The organism is Enterobacter cloacae complex sp. 2022EL-00788 (assembly GCF_026627565.1).
Lineage (GTDB): Bacteria > Pseudomonadota > Gammaproteobacteria > Enterobacterales > Enterobacteriaceae > Enterobacter > Enterobacter pasteurii.
The window spans coordinates 157,105-181,754 of sequence record NZ_JAPNMC010000005.1; the positions used below are offsets into that span (position 1 = coordinate 157,105).

The window sequence follows — 24,650 nt, forward strand, 5'->3', positions numbered from 1 at the left end:
CCTTTCGACCAACCGCAGAATCACGCTTTTTTCGACTGCATGTTTATGCACGCTTTCTTAGCCTGGATTCTGAGCGATCTTGGCCCCCCGCAGTGCTGACGCCCGAAGGCATTTGCAGTATACTCCCGCCCTAAATTCTTAAACTGGCGCGGGCGAAGTTTACCCGCATCAAAAACGTAAGGTATCCAGGTGAATATTCAGGCTCTTCTCTCAGAAAAAGTCAGTCAGGCACTGATTGCCGCAGGCGCGCCTGCGGATTGCGAACCGCAGGTTCGTCAGTCAGCAAAAGTACAGTTTGGCGACTATCAGGCTAATGGCGTGATGGCAGTGGCTAAAAAACTGGGCATGCCGCCGCGACAGCTCGCTGAGCAGGTACTGACGCATCTGGATCTCACCGGCATTGCCAGCAAAACGGAAATCGCCGGTCCGGGCTTTATCAACATCTTCCTCGAACCCGCGTTCCTGGCAAGCCACGTTGATGCAGCGCTGAAATCCGATCGCCTCGGCGTGGCCCAGCCCGCGCCGCAGACCGTGGTCGTTGACTACTCGGCGCCAAACGTGGCGAAAGAGATGCACGTAGGCCACCTGCGCTCCACCATCATCGGTGACGCGGCGGTACGCACGCTGGAATTTCTCGGCCACAAAGTGATCCGCGCCAACCACGTCGGCGACTGGGGCACCCAGTTCGGCATGCTGATCGCGTATCTGGAAAAACAGCAGCAGGAAAACGCAGGCGAGATGGCGCTGGCGGACCTGGAAGGGTTCTACCGTGAAGCCAAAAAACACTACGACGAAGATGACGCCTTCGCCGAGCGCGCGCGCAGCTACGTGGTGAAGCTTCAGGGCGGCGACCCGTACTTCCTCGAGATGTGGCGCAAGCTGGTAGACATCACCATGTCCCAGAACCAGCTTACCTACAACCGTCTGAACGTGACCCTGACCCGCGACGACGTGATGGGTGAAAGCCTGTATAACCCAATGCTCCCGGGCATCGTGGCGGACCTGAAGGCTAAAAACCTGGCGGTGGAAAGCGAAGGCGCCACGGTGGTATTCCTGGACGAGTACAAAAACAAGGAAGGCGAACCGATGGGCGTGATCGTCCAGAAAAAGGATGGCGGCTATCTGTACACCACCACTGACATCGCCTGCGCGAAATACCGTTACGAAACCCTGCACGCGGACCGCGTGCTGTACTACATCGACTCCCGCCAGCACCAGCACCTGATGCAGGCGTGGACTATCGTGCGTAAGGCGGGTTACGTGCCGGACTCCGTGCCGCTGGAACACCACATGTTCGGCATGATGCTGGGTAAAGACGGCAAGCCGTTTAAAACCCGCGCGGGCGGTACGGTGAAGCTTTCCGATCTGCTGGACGAGGCGCTGGAGCGCGCGCGCCGTCTGGTTGCGGAGAAAAACCCGGATATGCCTGCTGACGAGCTGGAAAAACTGGCTAACGCGGTCGGCATCGGCGCGGTGAAATACGCGGATCTCTCCAAGAACCGCACCACCGACTATATCTTCGACTGGGACAACATGCTGGCGTTTGAAGGCAACACCGCGCCATACATGCAGTACGCCTATACCCGCGTACTTTCCGTATTCCGCAAAGCCAGCATCGACGAAAGCGTGCTGGCGAACGCCACGGTGACCATTACCGAAGACCGTGAAGCACAGCTGGCCGCGCGCCTGCTCCAGTTTGAAGAGACCCTCTCCGTGGTCGCCCGTGACGGTACGCCGCACGTCATGTGTGCTTACCTGTACGATCTGGCCGGTCTGTTCTCCGGCTTCTACGAACACTGCCCTATCCTGACCGCCGAGAGCGAAGCGGTGCGTAACAGCCGCCTGAAGCTGGCGCAGCTGACGGCGAAGACCCTGAAGCTGGGTCTGGATACCCTGGGTATCGAAACCGTAGAGCGTATGTAAAAAATAAACCCGGCAAACGCCGGGTTTTTTATTATCAGAAGTACTTCCGCAAATACTCCGTCAGGCACAAAATCGCCATCGCCTGCCCGTACGGCATCGACGTGAGCGGTATCTGGCGATAAAACTCAAGATCGCTTCCCATCCCGGTCCCGAACGAGGTTTGCAGCAGCTCCCCTTCCGGCGAGATGTTTTTCACGATACCGCGAATCGCTTTCTCCGCCACGTCAGCATACTCTGCGCTAACGTAACGCTTGCGCACCGCTTTCAGAATACCGTAGGCAAAGCCTGCCGTAGCCGACGCCTCCAGATAGGACTGAGGATCGTCGAGCAGCGTATGCCACAGGCCGCTGTCGTCCTGACATTTCGCCAGCGCGGCAATCTGGGCATTCAGCACCTGCACCAGATAGCGGCGCACGGCGCTGCTTTCCGGCAGATCCACCAGTTCGAGAAAGTCCGGGATCACGATGGTCAGCCAGCTGTTGCCGCGCGCCCAGCGGGCATGGGCAAAGTTATGGTTACCGTCGTAGCTCCAGCCGTGGAACCACAGGCCGGTCTCCCGGTCCATCAGGTTCTGCACGTGCAGCAGGAACTGGTACACCGCTTCCTCAACGTATTCCGGCCTGTTCAGCAGCTTGCCAATTTTTGCCAGCGGCAGCACCGTCATCATCAGCGTGTCGTCCCACATCTGCTGATGGTTCTCTTCCGCCAGGGTGATATGCTGCATGCCGCCGTGTTCGGTGCGCGGCATTTCATTCATCGCCCACTCCGCCCAGCTCTCCAGCCACGGCAGCCAGGCCGGGTTCCGGGTCTCTTCGTAGCGATAAGCCAGCGTCAGGAACGGCGACATGGTATTCACGTTTTTGGTGGTTGCCCCTTCCGCAAAACGGTCAGCAAACCAGCCGTCTATAATGTCGCGCATCCCCTCGTCGCCGGTCTGGCAGTAATACTGCCAGATACCGTATAAACCGACGCCGTGCGTCCATTCCCACCCGGCCCAGCCCTTGGTGTCGATCACGCGTCCGTCGTCCAGCCGCAGCAAAAATTCACCCGTTTTGTCGTGGATAGTGACCAGGTTATGCGTCACTTTCTGAATAAGCGACTTCAGCTCATCCCGGGCAATAAAGCGCTCAGGCTGGCGCAGTAGCGGGCTATGTTTGACAGGCCAAACTTTCATAATCTTAACCTCTGTTGTATGTCGAATTCAGTACCGCACGGTTCTTCAGCGCAGGTGCCGCCGGCTTATTGCGATTCAGATAACCGATGTTGTTATTGCCCCACAGGAAGTCGTACGGCATACCGGCCAGCATTTCCACGGTGGCGCGGGCGTGCGGGGTTGCCGCTTCAGGCATCGCGCGGCCGGACTCGCGCATTTTCGCGGTCTCTTCGCGCAGCGTGCTGTGGGTTTGCAGATTGAGCCTGAAGCGCAGGGAGACCAGGAAGCCGCAGAAGAGCACCAGAATGGTGCCGACGCTCAGTATCATCAGGATGGTGTGGCTCACTTCCGCAGGCTGCACCTTCTGGCCGCTGACAAAGCCGGACATCTGCATCACGATGCCCACCAGCATCACCGCACCGGCCTGAGACGCTTTGCGGGTCAGGGTCATGATGCCGGCGAAGATGCCCTCGCGACGCTGTCCGGTGATCACTTCGTCCACGTCAGCAATGTAGGTATAGGTATTCCACGGGACATAGTTGATACCGCCGCGGCCGAGACCGGCAACCGCAGAGATAAGCAGCAGCAGAGCGTAAACGTCGCTCAGGCCCGCGTAATACAACACGGCGTAAGAGAGCGAGGCCAGGCCAAACAGCACCACCACCATGCGGTAAGACGGCGCGGGCCCAAAGCGAATGCACAGCGGGATCATCCCAATCACGGCGAGGAACTGGAAGATGGCCATCGTGCCCAGCAGGTTAGAGGCCATAGACGCTTCCTGCATCAGCACAAACACCACGTAATAGGTAAAGACGGCGTTGAAGACGTCCTGCGCGATGTAGCCCCCCAGGTACATGCCGAGGTGCTGGCGGAAAATCTTGATGCGCAGCGTCGAGCTTAGCTCCACGAACAGACGGTTCAGGCTCTGGCCCAGGGTGAGCTTTTTCTTCTCTTCTTCCGCGCGCAGGGCCGCTTCGGACCACTCCTCGCGCGGGCGCTCCCAGGTGAAGAACCAGACAAAGATCAGCATCAGCGCGCACAGCACCGAGAAGACCAGGCTTGCGTAGAAGAAGGAGATCGCGTTGTCTTTACCGAAATGCGTGAGCAGGATCCCCGGCAGGAATGAGGCCAGAATGGCGGACATCTGCGCCATTGAGATACGGGCACCGGAGAATTTGGTTTTCTGTTTGAAATCGTCCGTCATCTCCGGGACCAGCGTTTCATAAGGCACCAGGATCATGGTGTAGACGATATCGAAGATCAGATAGGTCAGCAGGTAGTACCAGAAGCTCATGTCCCCTACCCACATCAGCGAGTAGCTGAACACGCAGGGAATACCGAGCAGGATAAAGAACTTACGGCGGCCAAAACGCTTGCCGAGCCAGGTGGTGCCAAAGTTATCCGTTAAAAAGCCCATTAACGGGCTGACAACCGCATCAAGTACCCTTGCGGCGGCGAAGATAAAGGTTGCTTCAATCGGAGTGAGCCCACAGAAGGTGGTATAAAAATACAAAAGCCAGGCCGCCGTCAGCGCGGTGGTACCCGCCCCGAGGAAGTCTCCTGACCCGTAAGCAAGATAATTTGCGAGTCCAATTTTACGTGTTTTCATTGCCGTCAACCCTAATCAGTTTTGGGAGACTCCCTGTAAGCAAACCTCATCCGGGAGCTTTTACACGGCTACAGTAAAAGTATCGACCTGGTGAAACCTTTCTGTTTCTGCCATCACAGGGTGGCGAATGGCAAAAATGCAAAGAGTGTCGATACGCGTGTCACTGATTTATAAAACAGCGTTTCTTTTACATCAAAAAGGGAAGGTCAATTTTGCGAGCCAGCCTTCATAAATGCGGAAGGCTGGCGAAAAGGCAGGCGGCTAGCGGTAGTTAACGAGGACTTCGTTGCGCTGAATCTTCAGCGCCGGAATCAGGCGGCCACCGCCCGGCACTTCCCAGATGAAGCGTAACGGCTCCTGGGCAGACACGCCGTTGAAGGCCTGGGTAGTACCGTTCTGACCGTCGATTTCCGCGCAGCGGGACAGCGAGCACAGGCGCACCCGCAGCCCGGCAGGCGTCGGTCCGATCGGCGTATAGCTCCACACCACCAGCGTCATCTGCCCGGAGACGGGCTCAGGGGGAGACAGCGGACGGGAAGCGATCGACTCTCCCCGATGGTTAAGCGTCAGGCCGATGCTGCTGGCCTGCCATGAACCCTCGCCTGCGGCCTGCGCCGCGAGCGGGAAAAGTAAGATCCACAGCCACTTACGCATTATTTTCCTCCTATGGTCGCCGTCATGCGGATATTGCGGTTGTCGGACAGCTCCATGTTCGACAGCACCACCAGCTGGTTCAGGCTCCGGCGCAGGAAGCGCGACAGCAGCGGACGCAGCGCGTGGTTCACCAGCAGCACCGGCGGCGCGCCCAGCATCTCCTGACGCGCCAGCGCCTCCTGGGTTTGCGCCAGTAATCTGTCCGCCAGGCCGGGCTCCAGCCCGCCACCGCCCTGGAGCGCCTGGAGCAGCAGACGCTCAAGCGGCGTGTCGAGGCCAATCACCTGCACCTCGCCGGTTCCAGGGAACCACTGCTGGGTGATGGCCCTTCCCAGCGCCACGCGCACCACCGCGGTCAGCTCGTGCGGATCGTTTTGCAGCGGAGCATGTTCGGCCAGCGTTTCGAGGATGGTGCGCATATCGCGAATGGGCACCTTCTCGTCGAGCAGGTTTTGCAGCACCTTGTGCAGCGTGGTTAAGGTCAGCACGCCCGGCACCAGGTCTTCGGTCAGCTTCGGCATCTCCTGGGTCACGCGGTCGAGCAGCTGCTGGGCCTCCTGTCGTCCGAACAGTTCGGCAGAGAACTGGCCGATCAGGTGGTTGAGGTGTGTCGCCACCACGGTACTGGCCTCGACCACCGTGTAGCCCTGGATCTGCGCCTGCTCTTTCAGGGCGCTCTCAATCCAGATAGCCGCCAGGCCAAAGGCCGGATCGATCGTCTGCTCGCCCGGCAGCGTGCCTGCGGCGGTGCCCGGGTTAATCGCCAGCCAGCGGCCCGGATAGGCGTCACCGCTGCCGATCTCAACCCCTTTCATCAGAATGCGGTAGCGCGCCGGCGGGAGGTCCATATTGTCGCGAATGTGGACGACCGGCGGCAGGAAGCCCATATCCTGGGCGAATTTTTTACGGATACTGCGGATACGGCCAAGCAGCTCGCCATCCTGCTGGAAATCCACCATCGGGATCAGACGGTACCCCACCTCCATCCCCAGTGAATCTTCGAGCTGAACGTCGTTCCAGGTGGCTTCGACCGCCTGGGTGTTCTCGGGCATTTTAACCGGCGCAGGCTCTGCCGCAGGCTGGGTTTCCCGACCGCGCATCCACCAGGCAAGCCCCAGCAGCGCGGCGGTAAACAGCAGGAACACCAGGTTCGGCATCCCCGGCACCAGGCCGAGCAGGCCGAGAACCGCCGCAGCCAGCAGCATCACCCGCGGGTTGCTGAACAGCTGACCAACCATCTGCTCACCCACGTCCTGATCGGTGCTGACGCGGGTAACAATTACGCCTGCCGCGGTGGAGATCACCAGCGCCGGGATCTGGGCGACCAGGCCGTCACCGATGGTCAGCAGCGTATAGCTTTCCGCCGCGTGGCCCATGTCCATGCCGTGCTGCAGCACGCCCACCAGCAGGCCGCCGACGACGTTAATCACCATGATCAGAATGCCCGCGATGGCATCACCGCGCACAAACTTACTCGCACCGTCCATGGAGCCGTAAAAGTCTGCCTCCTGGGTCACTTCGGCACGGCGTTTTTTCGCTTCATCTTCCGCGATCAGACCGGCGTTCAGGTCGGCGTCGATCGCCATCTGCTTGCCCGGCATCCCGTCGAGCACGAAGCGCGCGCCCACCTCTGCGATACGCCCCGCGCCCTTGGTGATAACCATAAAGTTAATGATCACCAGGATGACGAACACCACGATACCGATAGCGAAGTTACCGCCCACGAGGAAGTGGCCGAAAGCCTCAACCACTTTACCCGCCGCGGCCGCGCCGGTGTGACCTTCCATCAGGATAATACGCGTGGAGGCAACGTTCAGCGCCAGCCGCAGCAGCGTGGTGAACAGCAGGATCGTCGGGAACGCGGCAAACTCCAGCGTGCGCTGGGTGAACATTGCCACCAGCAGCACCATGATCGACAGCGCGATGTTGAAGGTGAAAAGCAGGTCGAGGATAAATGCCGGCAGCGGCAGCACCATCATCGACAGAATTAGCAGGATCAGAATCGGTCCGGCAAGGATCTGCCATTGCGTCGATTTCAGGTTGCCGGGCAGGCGCAACATTGCCACCAGATTAGCCATCAGTGTCCTTCTCGTTCAAAAAATCCAGTGCTTCAGGCACCGGAAGGTTCTCAGGTTTTACAGGTCGTTGACCGCCTGCTAAACGCCAGCGTTTCAGTTGCCACACCCAGGCCAGTACCTCTGCCACAGCGGCGTAGAGCTGTCCCGGGATCTGCTGTCCTATTTCCGCGTGGCGGTACAGCGCACGCGCCAGCGGCGGGGCTTCAAGGATCGGCACGCGGTTTTCGGTCGCGATTTCACGAATGCGCAGCGCAATCAGCCCTGCCCCTTTCGCCACCACTTTCGGCGCGCTCATTTTGTTTTCATCGTACCGGAGCGCCACGGAGTAGTGGGTCGGGTTGGTGACAATCACGTCAGCCGTCGGCACGTCTTCCATCATGCGACGGCGCGCGGCGGCACGCTGCATCTGGCGAATGCGGCCCTTAACGTGCGGGTCGCCCTCCATCTGCTTATATTCGTCGCGAATGTCCTGACGTGACATGCGCAGCTTCTTGATATGAGAATAGATCTGGAAGATGACGTCGAAAGCCACCATCGGAATAATGCTGAGTACCACCAGCAGCGAGCATAAGCCTGCCAGGTTGAGGGCGTTTTTCATTGCCGTCAGAGGGGATTCGGCGATCAGGCGCATCATTCCCGGCCAGTTGTGCCACAGGAAAAACCCGGCCGTCCCGCCCATCAGCAGCGATTTCAGGATCGCTTTAAGCAGTTCCGCCCCCGTTTGCGCGGAGAACATTTTTGCAATGCCGGGAAACGGATTGAGCTTGGAGAATTTTGGCTGCAGTGACTTACCGCTAAACACCAGACCGCCGAGCATGACCGGGGAGACCAGCGCCACGATGACCACGCCGACGATCAGCGGCAGTAAGGCGATCATCGCGCTTTTCACCAGGTTGATGATCTGAATCAGGATAAGATTAGGATCGTTTACCATGCTGTGGTCAAAACGTAAGCCGGCTGAGAGCATGCCCGCCAGCCTGCGCGCAAGCAACTCCCCGCCCCACCAGATAATGCACACGCCGACCACCAGGATCAGCAGCGATGTCAGCTCCCGGGATCGGGGGATTTGCCCATCTTCACGCGCCTTTTCAAGCCGGTGGGGTGTGGGGGCTTCCGTTTTGTCGTCGTTATCTTCTGCCACTGTGCCTGCTCGCAGCCCATTAATTCACGGGTATCATGCCAGCGCAGAGAAATTCCAATGGCGGGAAAAGCCCGTTTAATCGGGCTCTTTTCAGTGATTATGTCATTGACTGCCTCAGGCCGCGTTCGCGACCCGAGGCAGAGCGGGCAATCAGAAACCCAGGCTGTCGAGCAGATCGTCCACCTGGTCCTGGCTTGCCACCACGCCCGCCTTGCTGGCGTCGAGCTGTGGGCCATTGAGCAGGCTTTCGTTCTCGCGCTTCGGACGGGCGGCTGGTTCGGGAATGTTCTCCAGCAGCACCATCAGCAGCTGACGCTCAATTTCCTGAATCACATCCATCATGCGCTTGATCACCTGGCCGGTGAGGTCCTGGAAATCCTGCGCCATCATGATGTCCAGCAGCTGGGCGTTGGTGAAGCTGGTGTGGCCCGGCACGTCGCCAAGGAACTGGCGGGTATCGGTCACCAGCTCGCGCGCGTCCGCCAGCTCGATGGGGTTTTCAAACCACTCGTCCCAGCGCCGGGTCAGGGCTTTTGCGCCCTTTTCCATCGCGTCCTGGTGCGGCTGCGACGCCTCAACGCTGTTCAGCGCGCGCTCGGCCGCCTGAGCGGTCATCTGCACCACATAGTCCAGACGGTCGCGTGCGTCAGGAATGGCTTCCGCCGCTTCGGCGATAGCCTGGTCCAGCCCCAGCTCGCGCAGGCTGTCGCGCAGCATGCGCGTCAGGCTGCCGATGCGGGCAATGATGTCGCTCGGCGAATGTTCTTCAACGGGTTTCATAGCAGGTTGCATCATAACCAACTCCTCACATGCCGAGTTTCTCGAAGATCTTGCCGAGCTTCTCTTCCAGAGTCGCCGCGGTGAATGGCTTCACCACGTAGCCGCTTGCGCCCGCCTGTGCGGCGGCGATGATGTTCTCTTTCTTCGCTTCTGCGGTCACCATCAGTACCGGCATAGAGGCCATGCCCGCATCGGCGCGAATGGTTTTCAGCAGCTCCAGTCCGTCCATGTTCGGCATGTTCCAGTCAGAAATCACAAAACCAAACCCGCCAGCCTGCAGCTTGTTCAGCGCATCCACGCCGTCTTCTGCTTCTTCAACGTTGTTGAAGCCCAGCTCTTTGAGCAGGTTGCGCACAATGCGTCGCATGGTGGAAAAGTCATCCACAACCAAAAACTTAAGCTCTTTATCCGCCATAAAATAATACTCCTGAGTCAAATACGTATTGCCTGTCCGGCACTGATTTTCGCCAGCATCTGCTGGCTTACCTGGCTAAGATCGACCACTTCGCTCACGCCACCCATGTTGATGGCCTCGCGCGGCATGCCGAACACCACACAACTTGCTTCATTCTGCGCAATCGTCCAGGCGCCAGCCTGGTGCATCGCAAGCATTCCGGCGGCGCCGTCGTTGCCCATCCCCGTCAGGATCGCTCCCACGGCGTTGCGCCCCGCATGTTTCGCCACCGAATGAAACAGCACATCCACCGACGGACGGTGCCGGTTAACCGGCGGCCCGTCATGAATTTTGATTTGATAGTTCGCCCCGCTGCGCGCCAGCTCCATATGCTTGTCCCCCGGCGCGATATACGCATGTCCCGGCAGCACGCGCTCGCCGTCCTCCGCCTCCTTCACGCTAATCTGGCACAGCTTGTTAAGGCGCTCCGCGAACGAGCGGGTGAAGCCTGGCGGCATATGTTGCGTAATCAGGATACCCGGGCTTGAGAGCGGCAATGGCTGGAGTACATGGCGAATTGCCTCTGTTCCTCCGGTTGACGCGCCAATCACCAGCAGTTTTTCCGAGCTGAGCAGCGGCCCCGCCTTCAGCGCTGCCGGAGCCGCCATCGGTTTGTGCGCGGCGAGCTTCGCCCGGGACGCGGTGCGGATCTTCTCGGCGATCGTTTCGCTGTACGCCAGCATGCCCTCGCGAATGCCGAGCTGCGGCTTGGTGACGAAGTCCACCGCCCCCAGCTCCAGCGCGCGCAGGGTAATTTCCGAGCCCTTCCCGGTCAGGGAGGAGACCATCACCACCGGCATCGGGCGCAGGCGCATTAATTTTTCCAGAAAATCGATGCCATCCATGCGCGGCATTTCGACATCCAGCGTCAGCACGTCGGGGTTATATTTTTTGATTAAATCCCGCGCGACCAGCGGATCCGGCGCGGTGGCCACCATCTCCATATCGCTGTGGCTATTGATGATTTCGGTCATGATCTGGCGCATCAGCGCCGAATCATCGACTGACAATACCCTGATTTTACTCATGCTTTTTCCTTACTCAGCGCATATACCGTTTGCCCACGCAGGCTAAACTCACGCACGAGGTTGCTGAAGTTTTCCGAGTGCCCGGCAAACAGTAAACCGTCAGGCTTGAGCAACGGAACAAAGCGACGCAAAATGTCCTGCTGCGTCGTTTTATCAAAATAAATCATCACGTTACGGCAAAAAATGGCGTCAAAAGGCCCCGGAACGTTGTACTGCTTATCCAGTAAATTAACGGGGGCAAATTCCACGCAGTTCGCCAGCTCCTGGCGTACGCGCACCAGGCCTTCGTGCGGGCCGGTGCCGCGCATGAAGTAACGCTGCAGCTGCTGAGGAGAGAGCGTTTTCAGCTCATCCTGGCGATAAACGCCGTTGCGCGCTTTTTCCAGCACTTCGGTGTCGATATCGCTGGCGTACACTTTCCAGCGGCCCGGCGCCATGCCCAGGGTGTCTGCCAGGGTGATGGCCAGCGAGTACGGCTCCTCGCCGGTAGAAGCCGCAGCGCTCCAGACGCGATACTCTCCGCTACGGCGACGGGCGTGCTCCGCCAGCACCGGGAAGTGATGCGCTTCGCGGAAAAACGCGGTCAGGTTGGTGGTCAACGAGTTGATAAATGCCTGCCATTCGGCGCTGTTCTGGTTCGCTTCGAGCATGCTCAGATAGCGGCCAAAATCGTCCAGCCCCAGCGTGCGCAGGCGCCGCACCAGCCGGTTATAGACCATGTCTCGCTTATGGTCCGCAAGCACGATCCCCGCACGCTGGTAGATTAACTGACATATCCGACGAAAATGCGCGTCGGACAGCGCGAGGCGCTGTGTCATCTGCAACAGTAATGACGTTTGCCCTGAGGGCATGGGTGATGTCATAGCGCCTTCTTAATCACATTCAGGATACAACGGGCACGGCCTGTGGCCGTCCGACTTCGGTTACTGCTTCAACGTGCTCTTTCAGATTAAATATGGCGACCAGCCCGGTAAGGTGGTCAGCCTGGTTTGCCAGCTGTTCGGTTGCCGCCGCCGCCTCTTCCACCAGCGAGGCGTTCTGCTGCGTTACCTGATCCATCTGGGTCACGGCCTGCGCCACCTGTTCAATGCCGCGGCGTTGCTCATCGGACGCCGAGGCGATTTCCCCCATAATGTCGTTAACCCGCGTCACGGAGGTGACAATCTCGTGCATGGTCTGCGCTGCCGTATCCACCAGGGCCGAGCCCTGCTGGACGCGGGAGACCGACTCTTCAATCAGCCCTTTTATCTCTTTAGCCGCGTTGGCGCTGCGGCTGGCAAGGTTACGGACTTCCCCTGCGACCACCGCGAACCCGCGCCCCTGCTCGCCGGCGCGCGCCGCCTCCACCGCGGCGTTCAGCGCCAGAATGTTGGTCTGGAACGCGATACCGTCGATAACGCTGATAATGTCGCCAATCTTCTGCGAGCTGGCGGCGATGTCCTGCATGGTGCTGGCGACGTGAGAAGCCTGATCGCCTCCGCGCTTCGCCGTCATCGCCGCCTGTTTCGACAGATCGGACGCCTGGCGCGCGTTATCGGCGTTCTGGCTTACCGTCGCGGTTAGCTGCTCCATGCTGGCCGCCGTCTGCGCCAGCGAAGCCGCCTGCTGCTCGGTGCGGGACGACAGATCGTTATTGCCCGCCGCAATCTCTGAGATCCCGGTGTGCATGGCGTGGCTGCCCTGCCGCACGTCGCTTACCGTTTCCCGCAGCGAGCCCTGCATGGCCTTGAGGCTGGCAAAGATCGCGGATATCTCATTTTTCCCGTACACGGCAACCGGACGCGCCAGGTTGCCGCCCGCAATGCTGTCGAAGTGGCTGCTGACGACCGCCAGCGGCTGCACGATCGTCCTGCGCGCCCACCACAGCGAGCCGCCGGTTAACAGCGCCGCCAGGACAACCATGGTCAGGAAAATCACCCCCGACGTACGGTAGCTGGTCCGGCTGTCCGCGCCGGCACGCGCGACAAACTGGTTAATGTCCTGCTGCCACGCGTTGAAGCTGCCGTCGAACGCCGCCTGCGAGTCCTGCACCGGCGCGGTCAGGAAGTCAGAAAGCTGGTTGTTCTCCAGCCACGTTGCCTGATGTTCCAGATCGCCGTACCAGGCATCAAAGTTCTTCTTCATGGCGCCCTTCAGCGCTTTCTCTTTTTCACTTACGGCTTCCTGCGCCGTAAATGCCTTAAACTGCGCGTCGGCCTGCTTTAGGCTGCTTCGCGCAATCGCCATCAGCGCCTTAATATCATCCGGCGGATAGCTCAGCGCGGTTAACGTCCCGGCTTTGTTCAGCGCGGTGCTTGCCTGCAACAGCACGGCACGCGTTTGTGCCAGCGCGGAGCGCTGCTGATTACTCGTCTCAACTTCCTGCAAATTCTGATAGCCATCGCGAAACGCCCAGAAAGACAACCCGTTACTGCCAACCTGCAACACCCCACACAGGATCAGAATCAAAAACAGTGTGGTCGAGATACGAATACGATTTAACATCCACGCTCCCATCAAGCGGCAAGCGGCCGCGGTTTAACTGTCAGTCAAAATGTTTCCCAGTTTTCATCTTGTCCGGTCACCGCTGCGCGCGGGCGTGTCGCCGCGGGCGCCGGGGCTGCGTCGTCGTACCCGGTACGCGCGCTGACCGTATTTGTCATTGTTGAAGTAAGACGGAACGCCGAGACGGCCATTTTCAGGCGGCTCGCCTGGTCCTCCAGCGCGGCAGCCGCGGCGGCGGACTCCTGCACCAGCGCGGCGTTTTGCTGCGTCACACGATCCATTTCCGATACCGCCAGGGCGACCTGGTCAATACCGCGACTCTGCTCGTCCGATGCAGAGGCGATTTCACCCATGATGTCCGTCACGCGAGTCACGGCATTCACGATGTCATTCATGGTTTCACCCGCGCTTTCCACCAGCACCGAGCCGGTATCCACGCGTGAAACAGAGTCTTCAATGAGGGCTTTGATCTCTTTCGCCGCATTGGCGCTGCGGCTGGCGAGGTTACGCACTTCACCGGCGACGACCGCAAACCCGCGCCCCTGCTCGCCCGCACGCGCGGCTTCCACGGCGGCGTTCAGCGCGAGAATGTTGGTCTGGAAGGCGATACCGTCGATAACGCTGATGATGTCGGCAATTTTCTTCGAGCTGTCGGCAATGTCGTGCATGGTTTTCACCACGCCGTCGACGACCCGCCCGCCGCGCTGGGCGGTGTCGGAGGCGCTTTCCGCGAGCTGAGACGCCTGGCGGGCGTTGTCGGCGTTTTGCTTCACGGTTGCCGTGAGCTGCTCCATGCTGGCCGCCGTCTCTTCAAGGGCCGACGCCTGCTGTTCGGTACGGGATGAGAGATCGTTGTTGCCCATCGCAATTTCGCTGGTACCGGTATAAATGGCATCCGCCCCCTCACGCACGTTCGCGACGGTCTCAATCAGCGAACGCTGCATGCAATCGACGCTGGTTGCCAGCTCGGTGATCTCGTTGCGCCCGGAAATAACCAGCGTTTTCGTCAGGTCGCCGCGACCAATCTCGCGGATATGGGCAATGACGCGGCCAAGCGGGTTCAGAAGGATATGGCGAATGCCGTACCATACGGACATCAGCACGATGACCAGCGCGAGGGCGAGAACCGCCATCTGCCATTTCGCAAAGCGGTAATCGTTCTGGCTCTGCGTAAACGCGGAGTGATAAAGCTCGCCGCTGGCCTTAGCGTACTCCCCGAGCGCCGCGCCGAGGGCGTTCTGCATTCCCTGGGTCGGCTGGGCGAAATAGGCCTCCATGTTGCCGTTCTCCAGGAACTGCACCAGCTCCGTCAGGCCAGCGAAGTAGGCCTGATATTTTTCATCTATGTTTGCGCTCGCCTGCGCCATTGCTGGCTGAGGGGCGATTTTTTTGAAGGCGTCGTAGTGTTTTGCCGCGTCGGCCAGCGTCGCGCGCGCGTTCTTCAGCAGTTCCATTTTCGCGCTGCTCTGCTGGTTGCCGGGATCCATCATCATGCGGGCGGACGAGCGGCTCAGGTTGATACGCGTCTGCAGCATCAGATCCCAGGTCGTGGTCAGCTCGCTCTGCTGCATGCGCACATCGTTCGAGGCCGCGAAGCTGTCCTGGTTTTGTTTTAACGACGAGAAAAAGAGGCCGCCGGAAATAAGCTGAAGAAGTGCGAAAATGACCAGCACCAACATAAGCATTGTGACAACGCGGATACGGTTCAACATACAACACCTTCTCATAGATTTATTAACGGTGTTATCGGCACAGGCCACGGGAACTTTACATTTGCGAAAGGGAAAAGCGCGGGGAGTCAGAACGCAACGTCAACGATCAGCGTGTCGGTGTAGGTACCTGCCGGCGGCGTGGCCTGATTGGTCAGGACCTTAGCGGTGTAGTTGTAGGTGCGTAAAAGCCCGTCGGTGCTGACCTGGGAGGAGCTGGCGCTGGCCCAGCGCTCGCTGCCGCTGCCGCCCCAGCGGTTGCCCGACGCCTCTTTAAAGATGTCGTAGCTCATAAAGTTACTGCCGCTGACCATACGGCGAACGTTGTTCAGGGCGTTGGCACCATTGTTTATGCCTATGGTGTAGGTGCTGCCCTTGGTGCAGGTGACGGCAACGGACTGTGAGACGGTGGGAAAGTTTTGCACCAGCGGCGCGCTGTTGAAGTTGACGTCCGGCGTGCTCATGGTGCTGCAATCGTTGGTCACGTTCATGTTGAGGAGAATGGAGGTAGTCGCCGTGCCGGTTTGCGGCGTCAGGCATAGTCCGGCTGCGCCAACGGCACAGACGTTGTAACTGATGCTGAACGTTAACAACACCTGGTACGGCCCGGCCGTGACGTTTTGCCCCGGCACGGTACGGAAATAAAGCGGAATATTGTAGCGCCGTGACCCCAGCAGCCCGAGCAGCGTGTTGCCGCTCCAGCTATAGGTTTTACTGATTTGCACTTCACTGTTTGCGCCGCAGCCTGAGGCACCGCACAGGCGCGCAGGGATAACGTCAGCGATGGCCGCGTTGTCGGTACGTTTCATGGTGGCGCGGCTGTTGGCGGCTATCGACGCCGAGGTGTAGGTTAGCGTCACCGAGTCGTTGGTGAGCAGGTTGAGGACCGTATCGCAGGCCACCACCAGCGTGCCGGTGGTTTGCACCTCCCCCGTACCGCTAAGGGCGAACGAGGTGACGCTGCCAAACGCGGCATTCACCGTACTGACGGTGCAGGCCGCCCAGCTGCCGCCGGAGAACAGCAGCAGGAGCGCGATAAGAAGGCGCTTCACGGCGCCTCCCGGCAGGTCAGCGGACCGAAGGTTTGCAGCTTATGCCCGGGGTTTTCGCCCACGGTCAGCGTGGCGGTACAGCGTTTGCCGTCCGGCGTGGTGACCTCCAGCGGGTTCACGTCGTTCAGGTTTTCCAGCCAGGCGATGCCGTCATAGCCAACCACCGCATTGCTGCGGGAAGCGCGCCTGACCTGGCTTCCCACCGGAACGGCATTCCCCTGCGCATCGTGAAGGATCACGCTGGCGACGCGCTCCTGCTCCATCGGGAAATCCACCAGATAGCCGTTGTGGCGGCGAATCGCCACCCGCCTCTCGGTCTCTTTCAGCCGGGTATCCGCCGGCAGGTTCAGGGTATCGATGCGGTAGCTCGCCGGATAATAGGCTGACACGCCGCTGACCAGCAGATAGCCTTTGCTATTGGTCTTGCCGACCGGCTGGTTTTCGTAGCTGACGGGCACGTCCGGGTGACCGTCGGTGCTAATCACCACAAACGCGTCGTTGATTTTATTCGCCGCAAACAGCTCACCGTCCATCAGCACGATGGAGCCCATCGCCTCGCCCCACCACGTCATCATGCCCTGCTCGCCGTAGCCGCCCCCCTGAAGCTCAACGTTATTGTTGCGCCAGCCGAGCGTGGCCTGCTGGTAGTTGCTTGAGCGCGACTGGTTGGCCCAGGCCATATTCCAGCTAAAGCCGCCGTCCGAAGGCATCGAGTGGTTATAGTTGACGCGCTGGGTGCTGCCCGCGTCCGGGGTATTTTCAAAGGTGACGGCAGCGCTGTCCCGTTCGCCCAGCGGCACCTGAAGCGACAGCGCGACCGTCCAGTCGCCCCGCTGCTGGTCGCGGCTGGCGGCCAGATAAATACTGCTTGAGCCCCACAGGTTTCGGCTCCAGGAGAGGTTGAGCAGCTCGGTTTTCTGGCTGTCAAAATTCTCCACGCCGATCCACGCCGCGCCGATATTGCCGTAATCCCCGAGGTTAAAGGTCAGGGAGTACTGGTCGGTATTGCGGCTCAGGCTCGCGACGGGGTTATCATATTCATCATAAACGGTGGGCCGATCGTAAAGAGCAAGGTTGCCGAAGCCGCGGTCGCGCCGGGTATGCTGGGTTGCCACGCTAAACTCGCTGGTGCTGTACTGATAGCCCCAGTTCATCTGCCCCCCCTCGTCGCCGCGCATCCGGCTTTGGGTGTAAGAGGTATTGACCACCCCAAATCGCCCGAGCTTCACCACCGTGCCCGCACCGACGAGCGCCAGCGACTCCGCCCCCTCCGCATGGCCTTCCAGCGTCAGCCAGTCCGTAACCCCGTAGCGATACGATCCGCTGCCCGCCGCCGGGCCATAATCGAAGTTCTCGATGCCGTAGTTGCGCCGCAGGCTACCCAGCGTCACTGCACCGTCGCTCAGCCCCTGCTTCAGCACATCGCTGCTGACGTAAAACGGCAGCGTGGTGCTCACCTGCCGCCCCAGCGCGTCGGTGGTGACCAGTACCGCATCCCCCGCGCCGTTAATATAGGGCAGATTGGTCAGGGTAAATGGCCCCGGCTGAAGACGGGTGGAGCCGGAACGGTAGCCGTTGATAAACAGATCGACCGAGGTAGGCACCGCCGCCTCACCGGAAAATTCCGGAAGCGGCCAGGTCACCAGATCCGGGCGCAGGGAGAAGTCGCGCCCGTAGCTGATCCCGCCCATGCGCACGCTGCTGCTCCAGCTCAGCGCATCGCTGATGACGTCCCCGACGGTCCAGGTGGTGGCATCGTCCTCGTTGGTGATGAGCAGGGTTGAGTCGTAGCGCACGTACCCCTCCTGCTGCCCGCTGCTTCCGGCGAAATTCTGTCGCGCGTACCCTGTCGAAGAAAACGAATAGTCTTCGTTGAAATAGCGGAACTCATGCCACACCGACGCCTGGCCGCCCGTGTGCTCGGTATGGTTGGTATAAACGTCGTAGTTGAGCAGCGCGCCCCGGCCATAATGCGGCTTGCTTTGCGCGCTCTGACCGTTAAACGAGGTGACCCGCGCCGCTACCCACTCCCGGGGGACCGTCAGCAGCAGCCGCTGGGCGCTGCTGTCATACTCCACGCGCACCGATGAAAGCGTTGAAAGGTTCACCTCTCCGGCAGGCACGTGCTCCGGCGGCAGCCCGGCGCGAAGCAAATCCGCCCCCGAAATAAACCAGGCTCCCCCGCGCTGCGTCACGGGCACGACCTGGCCCGTGTCATAGTGGTTCAGCACCAGTGCGAGCTGGAATACGGCTTCACCGTTCATCGACCACGCGTCCGGCGGCGGCGGTAAACTGTCGTCACCGCCTTCGGCCCACGAGCTGGTACTGACGCAAAGCAGGATCATCATTGCCGGTTTCAGCTGTCGGGGGTCGATTGCCATTGCGTATCCCTGGCATTGATTTGCGCGCTCATCCGGTTCGGCTGGTAAATACCTGCCGGAAGCGGCCAGCTTCGGGTGCTGCCCGGCAGCACATAGCCCAGCAGCCCCTCGGCAACCGTGCGTTTTTGCCCGCCCTGCTCAACCGCAACCTGACTAAGCCTGACGTGAACGTCCCCCTGATTGCGCACCTGCAGCGCGGGTTTACCCTGCTCCTGAATGACCCGCCAGCTCAGGTTGCCGGGGTTTACCAGCGCATGATGCGCTCCTTCGTTGATGGTAGGGATCCCCTGACCGTAGACGAATAAAGGAATGGAGTAGCGCATTTGCAGCTTGAGGCCCATGGACGGTTCGGCTTTGGCATCCGGCTGGGGCAGTTCATCCACGATAATGCGGTAGGCTTGCTCGACGCCCGCCGGGATCGTCCCCTGCCTGATCAGGCGAATCAGCTGTTTATTGCCCCTGCCGATGGTCACGATTGGCGGGCTGGCGACCACGTCCTGCTGCGCCGTATAGCGCTCATACCCGCCCTCCTGCTTCCAGCGCACAATGCGCACCTGCATTGTCGTGGCGCTGTTTCCCTGATTCTGGATCCACAGCTCCGTTGCTTTGGCGTCTGCCGAAAGCCACGGATCGATGGGCCACAGGAGAATGGTTGCCGCTGCCCGCGCCTGACCCGCCGCGAGGGCCGTCGTCCCCAGCAGCCCCGCCAGGCATAACCGCCTGAAAAATGGCTTCATCAATGCTCTCCCTTTCCTACCATGACAAGGTCACGGTGAGTTGATCTGAATAAGTTCCCGGCAGGCTGAACCCCGTCAGGAGCGCGACGCCAAATAAAGGCAGCGCGATGTTATTGCTGTTGGTATAGGTAACGGGTATGGCCTGGTTAACCCCTATTTCACTGTTTGCGGCCAGCGAGCTGCTGCTGTAGAGGCGGTATCCGACCACCTCTGTCCCGCCTGAACGGGTCATCCGCCGCACCGAGCTGTAGTTCTGCCCGCCGTTAATGCTCATGCTCAGCGCCACGCCCGGCGTACAGGCGATGGACAACGCACCGTCGGCGACAAAGCTGGTGCTCACCGGCGTGTTTTTCACGCCGCTGTGGGTCCCGAAGTCAAGCGTCCCGAAGCGCCCGCCCGTGCCGGTGCTCACCGAGCAGCCCGGTACAACCGTCGCGCTCACCCTAAATGACTGGGTGGTCACCGCCCCGGCGCTGGGGATCATCATCAACCCGGCGACCAGGGCTAAAAAAGGGTGCACGACGCCCTCTGCGCGCTCGCGCAGACGTGAACACAACGCCTTCATGGCTGAACTAGTAGGTTACGCTGACGTTAATCGTGTCGGTGTAGGTTCCCGGTACGACCGTCACGCTGTTGCCGCCGCCCGTTATGCGTGCGTAGAGGGTGTAGCTATCCACCCCACCCGCCGTAGAGGCGACCGGCAGCGCGGCGTTATTTGCCACCACGTTGTTGTAACCGCTATCGCTGAACAGGCTGTAGGCTACGCCCTGAGCCGCGTTAGCGGTGTTGATCAAATAGCGGCCCGGCGTACCCGGGGTGCCGACAACGGTACCGGGCGCGGTGGCGTTGGTGTTGCCGGTAATCGCTACCGTATAGCTGGCGGTGGTGCATTGAATGGTAAAGGTGTTACCTCCGCTGGCGCCGGTCAGCTGCGTTGTCAGCGTGGAGAAGGTAGCCGGATGGGTCCCAAAATCGAGTGTCCCGAAGTTAATGCCGTTTTGCGTTGGCGAGCCGTTGATTAAGCAACCGTTAGTCAGCGTGAGCGTCGCACCGATAGTGCCGCTACTGGTGACCGCCAGGGCCTGGCCGACGGTCGTCGCCGCCAGCAGCGTGCCCGCGCAGATAACAAGAAGTTTTCTTTTCATTTACCGCCCTCCGGGAGAAATTTTGGTTCGCTTGCCATATTTTATTCATACTGTTCAGTATGTTAGCCCCGCTTAAACATCCCTCGCCGCGGTTACAGAGAATTTAGTTTATGGATACTGCTTCAACCACTTTCGCCGCTCTGACGGCAATACGCCCCGAATTAACAGACTATTAACAAATATTACAAAGAGTTAGGAAAATAAAACGGGCATTATTCTTGCTTACCCCGAGGATATATCGCTTAAAGTGTGATCTCGATCACGATATATCGGCGATGTGAAAACAACTAATTCGATAAAAATTAAAAACAAGTTGTATGTGACGCAGCTTTACTTCAATTTATGCCCTGAATATTTTCCTGTGCTTAAATAAAAAATTTGCATGTGTTGGCACAGGAGCTCTTTTAGTGCATAGAGGATCTTTTTGTGGCAAGTGCAAATAAACTCACGCTCTTCATCGTGATTTTCATGCTGGCGGGTATTCTTTCAGGCGCGGCGATCCACGAGTATGCTTCGCCCGACGCGATTCAGGCCTGGTCGGAGAACATTACGCTGCTGACCGACATTTTCCTGCGGCTGATTAAAATGGTGATTGCCCCGCTGGTGTTCAGCACCCTGACGGTGGGCATTATGAAGCTGGGTGAAACGTCGACTATTGGACGCGTGGGCGGCAAGGCGATGGTGTGGTTTATCAGCTCATCCGTGCTGTCGATCCTGGTGGGGCTGTTTATTGTTACCCTGGAACAACCCGGCAGCGGCCTGAACCTCAGTATTCCGGCAGAGACGGTTGATACCGGCCTGGCCGTTAGCGGCATGTCGCTGAAGGCCTTCGTGTCGCACACGATCCCCACCAGCATTGCGGGCGCGATGGCGAACAATGAGATCCTGCAAATTGTGGTCTTCTCGATGTTCTTCGGCATCGGCGGCGCGTCATTAGGCCAAAAATTCAACGCTCCGCTGGTTGCGGCGCTGGACGTGGTATCGCACATTATGCTGAAGGTGACGGGCTACGTGATGTACGTTGCGCCGCTGGCCATTTTCGCGGCGATTTCGTCCGTCATTGCTACCCAGGGTCTGGGCATTCTGCTGAACTATGCCTCCTTTATCGGCGGTTACTACGTGGCGATCCTCCTGACCTGTATGGTGCTGCTGGCGGTGGGCTACATGGTGCTGAAGAAAAACATTTTCCGCCTGGTGACCATGCTGAAAGATCCGGTGCTGGTTGCGTTTACCACCAGCAGCTCCGAAGCGGCGTATCCTAAAACGCTGGAACAGCTGGAACGCTTTGGCTGCTCACGAAATATCGCCTCTTTTGTCCTGCCCATCGGCTACTCGTTTAACCTGGTTGGCTCTATGGTGTACTGCTCGTTCGCCTCCATGTTTATTGCCCAGGCGTACAATATTCACCTCAGCTTTACCGAGGTCACGGTGCTGATGTTAACCCTGATGCTGGCGTCAAAGGGAATCGCGGGCGTACCGCGCTCGTCGCTGGTGGTGCTGGCGGCAACGATTCCGAGCTTTAATATTCCGGTGGCCGGGATCCTGCTGCTGATGGGGATCGACCATTTCCTGGATATGGGGCGTTCGGCTATCAACGTGCTGGGGAACGGCATTGCGACGGCGATGCTGTCGCAGAATGAAGGCGCTCGCGAGGCGCAAGCGGAGCTGGTGGAGCAGGAAGCGTAAGGGTGTAAAAAAAGGTGAGGCCTGTTGCCCTCACCCCATCCCTCTCCCACGGGAGAGGATGCAAACGCTAAAAACGGCAACCGGGTTGCCGTTTTGCGTTTACCTATGCCACGTGATTGGCCGCGATATCCAGCAGCGCCATCTCTTCGCTGTTCAGCAGCTTCTCAATATTCACCAGAATCAGCATACGCTCGCCGAGCGCGCCCAGCCCCGTCAGGTATTCCGTTGACAGCGTGACCGCAAACTCCGGCGCGGGACGGATCTGGTCGGCAGTGAGCGACAGCACGTCAGACACGCCATCCACCACGATGCCCACCACGCGCTGCCCGAGATTCAGGACAATCACCACCGTGTTGTCGTTGTACTCCACATCGCCCTGGCTGAACTTCACGCGCAGGTCCACGATTGGCACAATCACGCCGCGCAGGTTGGTCACACCCTTGATGAACGCAGGCGTGTTGGCAATGCGCGTTACCTGATCGTATCCGCGAATTTCCTGCACTTTCAGGATGTCGATACCGTACTCTTCGTCACCTAAAGTGAAAACCAGGAATTCCTGCCCAGATGGCTCGCCCGCCAGTTTCGTTACGTTACTCATACCGGTCATGTTATTACCTTCTACTTAATCAGGCGGCTGTGTACGCCACACGTTGTTCACGATTTAATCCCTGAAGTGCCGATACATCGACGATCAGCGCGACGCTACCATCCCCCAGAATGGTGGCAGCGGAGATCCCCGGCACTTTGCGGTAGTTACTTTCCAGGTTCTTCACCACCACCTGATGCTGGCCAATCAGCTGATCGACCAGCAGCGCATAGCGGCGTCCGGCGCTTTGCAGGATCACAACGATTCCCTGCGTGGCCTCGGTTTTGGCACCGTCCACTTCGAACACTTTCCACAGCTCCACCAGCGGCAGGTACTCGCCGCGGACTTCGAGGACACGCTCGCCGCCCGCCAGCGGATGCAGATCTTCTTCGCGCGGCTGGAGTGATTCCATCACCGCGTTCAGCGGCAGAATAAACACCTCGTCCGCCACCTTGACGGACATTCCGTCCAGGATGGCCAGCGTCAGCGGCAGCAGGATACGGATAGTTGTGCCCGCGCCCTGTTTAGACTGGATCTCAACGTGGCCGCCCATCTCCTGAATGTTACGTTTCACCACGTCCATGCCCACGCCACGGCCGGAGACGTCGGTGACCTGCTCCGCGGTTGAGAAACCCGGCGCAAAAATCAGCATGCCCACTTCTTCATCGGTCATGTTTTCGTTAACGGCCATGCCCTGCGAAACGGCTTTCGCCAGAATGCGCTCGCGGTTCAGCCCCGCGCCGTCGTCAGTCACTTCAATGCAGATGTTGCCGCCCTGGTGTTCCGCTGACAGGATCAGGTTTCCAACCGGCGACTTCCCGGCCGCCACGCGGTTTTCAGGCAGCTCGATGCCGTGGTCGAGGCTGTTACGCACCAGGTGCGTTAACGGGTCAATAATGCGCTCGATCAGGCTCTTGTCCAGCTCGGTGGAGCTGCCCATCAGCGTCAGCTCGATCTGCTTGTTGAGCTTGCCCGCCAGGTCGCGAACCAGACGCGGGAAGCGGCTGAAGACGTATTCCATCGGCATCATGCGGATGGACATCACCGACTCCTGCAAATCGCGGGCGTTACGTTGTAACTGCCCCATGCTGGTGATGAGATCGCCGTGAGTAACCGGGTCCAGCTCGTTGGAGCGCTGGGCCAGCATCGACTGAGTGATCACCAGTTCGCCCACCAGGTTGATCAGCTGATCCACCTTCTCTACCGCCACGCGAATGCTGGTGGACTCGCTGGAGCGCGCCGCCGGTTTTTCACCGCGCGCGGGCGCCGCCGTCTCTTTTGGTACCGCCTTCAGCGCCGGCGCGGCGGGCACCGCGGCAGGAACGTCCTCTACCGGCGCGGGGGCTTCAGCGGCCGCGTCTTCGGTTTCAAACGCGATTTGATCGGCTTCAATAACGAAGCACAGCACCGCCACGATATCGTCCTGACCAATACCGCCGTCGAGCGTCGCGGCCAGGCTGTCTTTGCCCTTCACCACGTTGCTTAACGTCGCCAGATTGCCCAGCTCGTCTTCCAGCAGGTTGACTTCGTTCTCTTTCAGGCGTGACAGCACAACCCGAAGCTTGCCAGCGGGTGCGGCAGGCGCAGCATCCGTCCCGGCAACCGCATCGACAACGCTCAGTTTTGCCGCAGGGACAACCGGCGCGGACGCCTCACCTTTGGCTTCCAGCGCTAGCTGACGAAGCGCATTGCAGATGTATTCAAAGCTGGCGGCATCAGGCTCTGCCGAACTTTTATAGGCGTCGAGCTGTTCCTGCATAATATCTTTCGTTTCCAAAAACAGGTTGATAATGTCGGTATTGAGCTGCATCTCACCGCGTCGGGCGTCATCAAGCAGGTTTTCCATTAAATGGGTTGTTTCCTGCAGGACGGTAAAACCAAAGGTACCGGCCCCGCCTTTGATGGAGTGCGCCGCACGGAAGATGGCATTAAGCTGCTCGGAATCCGGTGCCTCAGGCACCAGGTCCAGCAGGTGTTGCTCCATGTCAGCCAATAGTTCATCGGCTTCATCGAAAAATGTCTGGTAAAAATCGCTAATATCCATGCTCAC

The 24,650-nt window shown here is 59.4% G+C and carries 20 protein-coding genes; 2 read left to right on the forward strand and 18 right to left on the reverse strand.

Annotated features, from left to right (window positions below):
• Positions 1-189 precede the first annotated feature (189 nt).
• A complete protein-coding gene (argS, locus tag OWK27_RS09670; protein WP_176610032.1) occupies positions 190-1,923 on the forward strand; it encodes an arginine--tRNA ligase in 1,734 nt (577 codons plus the stop codon).
• Positions 1,924-1,957: 34 nt separating this feature from the next.
• On the opposite strand, the gene OWK27_RS09675 is transcribed toward argS, so the two are convergent.
• From OWK27_RS09675 to OWK27_RS09750, 16 genes are all read right to left on the reverse strand, one after another.
• Positions 1,958-3,097 carry a glycoside hydrolase family 88/105 protein gene (locus tag OWK27_RS09675; RefSeq protein WP_252003926.1) on the reverse strand — a complete coding sequence of 380 codons (1,140 nt, stop codon included), beginning with the start codon at positions 3,095-3,097 and terminating at the stop codon, positions 1,958-1,960.
• Between the two features lie 4 nt (positions 3,098-3,101).
• Positions 3,102-4,685 carry an MFS transporter gene (locus OWK27_RS09680; RefSeq protein ID WP_267590303.1) on the reverse strand — a complete coding sequence of 528 codons (1,584 nt, stop codon included), beginning with the start codon at positions 4,683-4,685 and terminating at the stop codon, positions 3,102-3,104.
• 261 nt (positions 4,686-4,946) lie between these two features.
• The gene (gene flhE, locus OWK27_RS09685) at positions 4,947-5,342 is read right to left on the reverse strand and encodes a flagellar protein FlhE (RefSeq protein ID WP_267590369.1); all 396 of its coding nucleotides are present in this window, start codon (positions 5,340-5,342) and stop codon (positions 4,947-4,949) included.
• Positions 5,339-7,417 (reverse strand): flagellar biosynthesis protein FlhA, encoded by a 2,079-nt coding sequence (gene flhA / locus OWK27_RS09690; protein WP_148418089.1) that lies wholly within the window; start codon positions 7,415-7,417, stop codon positions 5,339-5,341. Before flhA ends, flhE begins: the two co-directional genes overlap by 4 nt.
• Positions 7,410-8,558: a flagellar biosynthesis protein FlhB gene (flhB, locus tag OWK27_RS09695; protein ID WP_267590304.1), complete on the reverse strand. Its 1,149-nt coding sequence runs from the start codon at positions 8,556-8,558 to the stop codon at positions 7,410-7,412. Before flhB ends, flhA begins: the two co-directional genes overlap by 8 nt.
• A gap of 150 nt (positions 8,559-8,708) precedes the next feature.
• On the reverse strand, positions 8,709-9,353 hold the full coding sequence (cheZ, locus tag OWK27_RS09700; RefSeq protein ID WP_176610028.1) for a protein phosphatase CheZ: 645 nt from the start codon (positions 9,351-9,353) through the stop codon (positions 8,709-8,711).
• A gap of 10 nt (positions 9,354-9,363) precedes the next feature.
• A complete protein-coding gene (gene cheY / locus OWK27_RS09705) occupies positions 9,364-9,753 on the reverse strand; it encodes a chemotaxis response regulator CheY (protein WP_008500431.1) in 390 nt (129 codons plus the stop codon).
• A 17-nt stretch (positions 9,754-9,770) separates the two neighbouring features.
• Positions 9,771-10,820 carry a protein-glutamate methylesterase/protein-glutamine glutaminase gene (locus OWK27_RS09710; protein WP_148418092.1) on the reverse strand — a complete coding sequence of 350 codons (1,050 nt, stop codon included), beginning with the start codon at positions 10,818-10,820 and terminating at the stop codon, positions 9,771-9,773.
• A complete protein-coding gene (gene cheR / locus OWK27_RS09715) occupies positions 10,817-11,683 on the reverse strand; it encodes a protein-glutamate O-methyltransferase CheR (protein ID WP_017384409.1) in 867 nt (288 codons plus the stop codon). The genes OWK27_RS09710 and cheR overlap by 4 nt, the downstream gene beginning before the upstream one ends.
• Positions 11,684-11,702: 19 nt before the next feature.
• Complete coding sequence (tap, locus tag OWK27_RS09720; protein ID WP_148418093.1) at positions 11,703-13,304, reverse strand: methyl-accepting chemotaxis protein IV; 1,602 nt, start codon at positions 13,302-13,304, stop codon at positions 11,703-11,705.
• Between the two features lie 44 nt (positions 13,305-13,348).
• Positions 13,349-15,016 carry a methyl-accepting chemotaxis protein II gene (tar, locus tag OWK27_RS09725; protein ID WP_267590305.1) on the reverse strand — a complete coding sequence of 556 codons (1,668 nt, stop codon included), beginning with the start codon at positions 15,014-15,016 and terminating at the stop codon, positions 13,349-13,351.
• A gap of 86 nt (positions 15,017-15,102) precedes the next feature.
• On the reverse strand, positions 15,103-16,065 hold the full coding sequence (locus OWK27_RS09730; protein WP_267590306.1) for a spore coat U domain-containing protein: 963 nt from the start codon (positions 16,063-16,065) through the stop codon (positions 15,103-15,105).
• Complete coding sequence (locus OWK27_RS09735; protein WP_267590307.1) at positions 16,062-18,446, reverse strand: fimbria/pilus outer membrane usher protein; 2,385 nt, start codon at positions 18,444-18,446, stop codon at positions 16,062-16,064. The genes OWK27_RS09730 and OWK27_RS09735 overlap by 4 nt, the downstream gene beginning before the upstream one ends.
• Positions 18,422-19,183, reverse strand: coding sequence for a molecular chaperone (locus OWK27_RS09740; protein WP_267590308.1), 762 nt, complete (start codon positions 19,181-19,183; stop codon positions 18,422-18,424). The genes OWK27_RS09735 and OWK27_RS09740 overlap by 25 nt, the downstream gene beginning before the upstream one ends.
• 16 nt (positions 19,184-19,199) lie before the next feature.
• On the reverse strand, positions 19,200-19,748 hold the full coding sequence (locus OWK27_RS09745) for a spore coat U domain-containing protein (protein WP_267590309.1): 549 nt from the start codon (positions 19,746-19,748) through the stop codon (positions 19,200-19,202).
• 7 nt (positions 19,749-19,755) lie between these two features.
• A complete protein-coding gene (locus OWK27_RS09750) occupies positions 19,756-20,328 on the reverse strand; it encodes a spore coat protein U domain-containing protein (protein WP_148418099.1) in 573 nt (190 codons plus the stop codon).
• 426 nt (positions 20,329-20,754) lie between these two features.
• On the opposite strand from OWK27_RS09750, the gene OWK27_RS09755 reads away from it, so the two are divergent.
• Positions 20,755-22,014, forward strand: coding sequence for a dicarboxylate/amino acid:cation symporter (locus OWK27_RS09755; protein WP_148418100.1), 1,260 nt, complete (start codon positions 20,755-20,757; stop codon positions 22,012-22,014).
• Between the two features lie 103 nt (positions 22,015-22,117).
• Here the strand turns inward: OWK27_RS09755 and cheW are convergent, their stop codons facing one another.
• Together cheW and cheA are read right to left on the reverse strand one after the other, a co-directional pair.
• On the reverse strand, positions 22,118-22,621 hold the full coding sequence (cheW, locus tag OWK27_RS09760) for a chemotaxis protein CheW (RefSeq protein WP_003859699.1): 504 nt from the start codon (positions 22,619-22,621) through the stop codon (positions 22,118-22,120).
• Between the two features lie 19 nt (positions 22,622-22,640).
• Positions 22,641-24,650, reverse strand: a complete 2,010-nt coding sequence (gene cheA / locus OWK27_RS09765; protein ID WP_193354659.1) for a chemotaxis protein CheA — start codon at positions 24,648-24,650, stop codon at positions 22,641-22,643.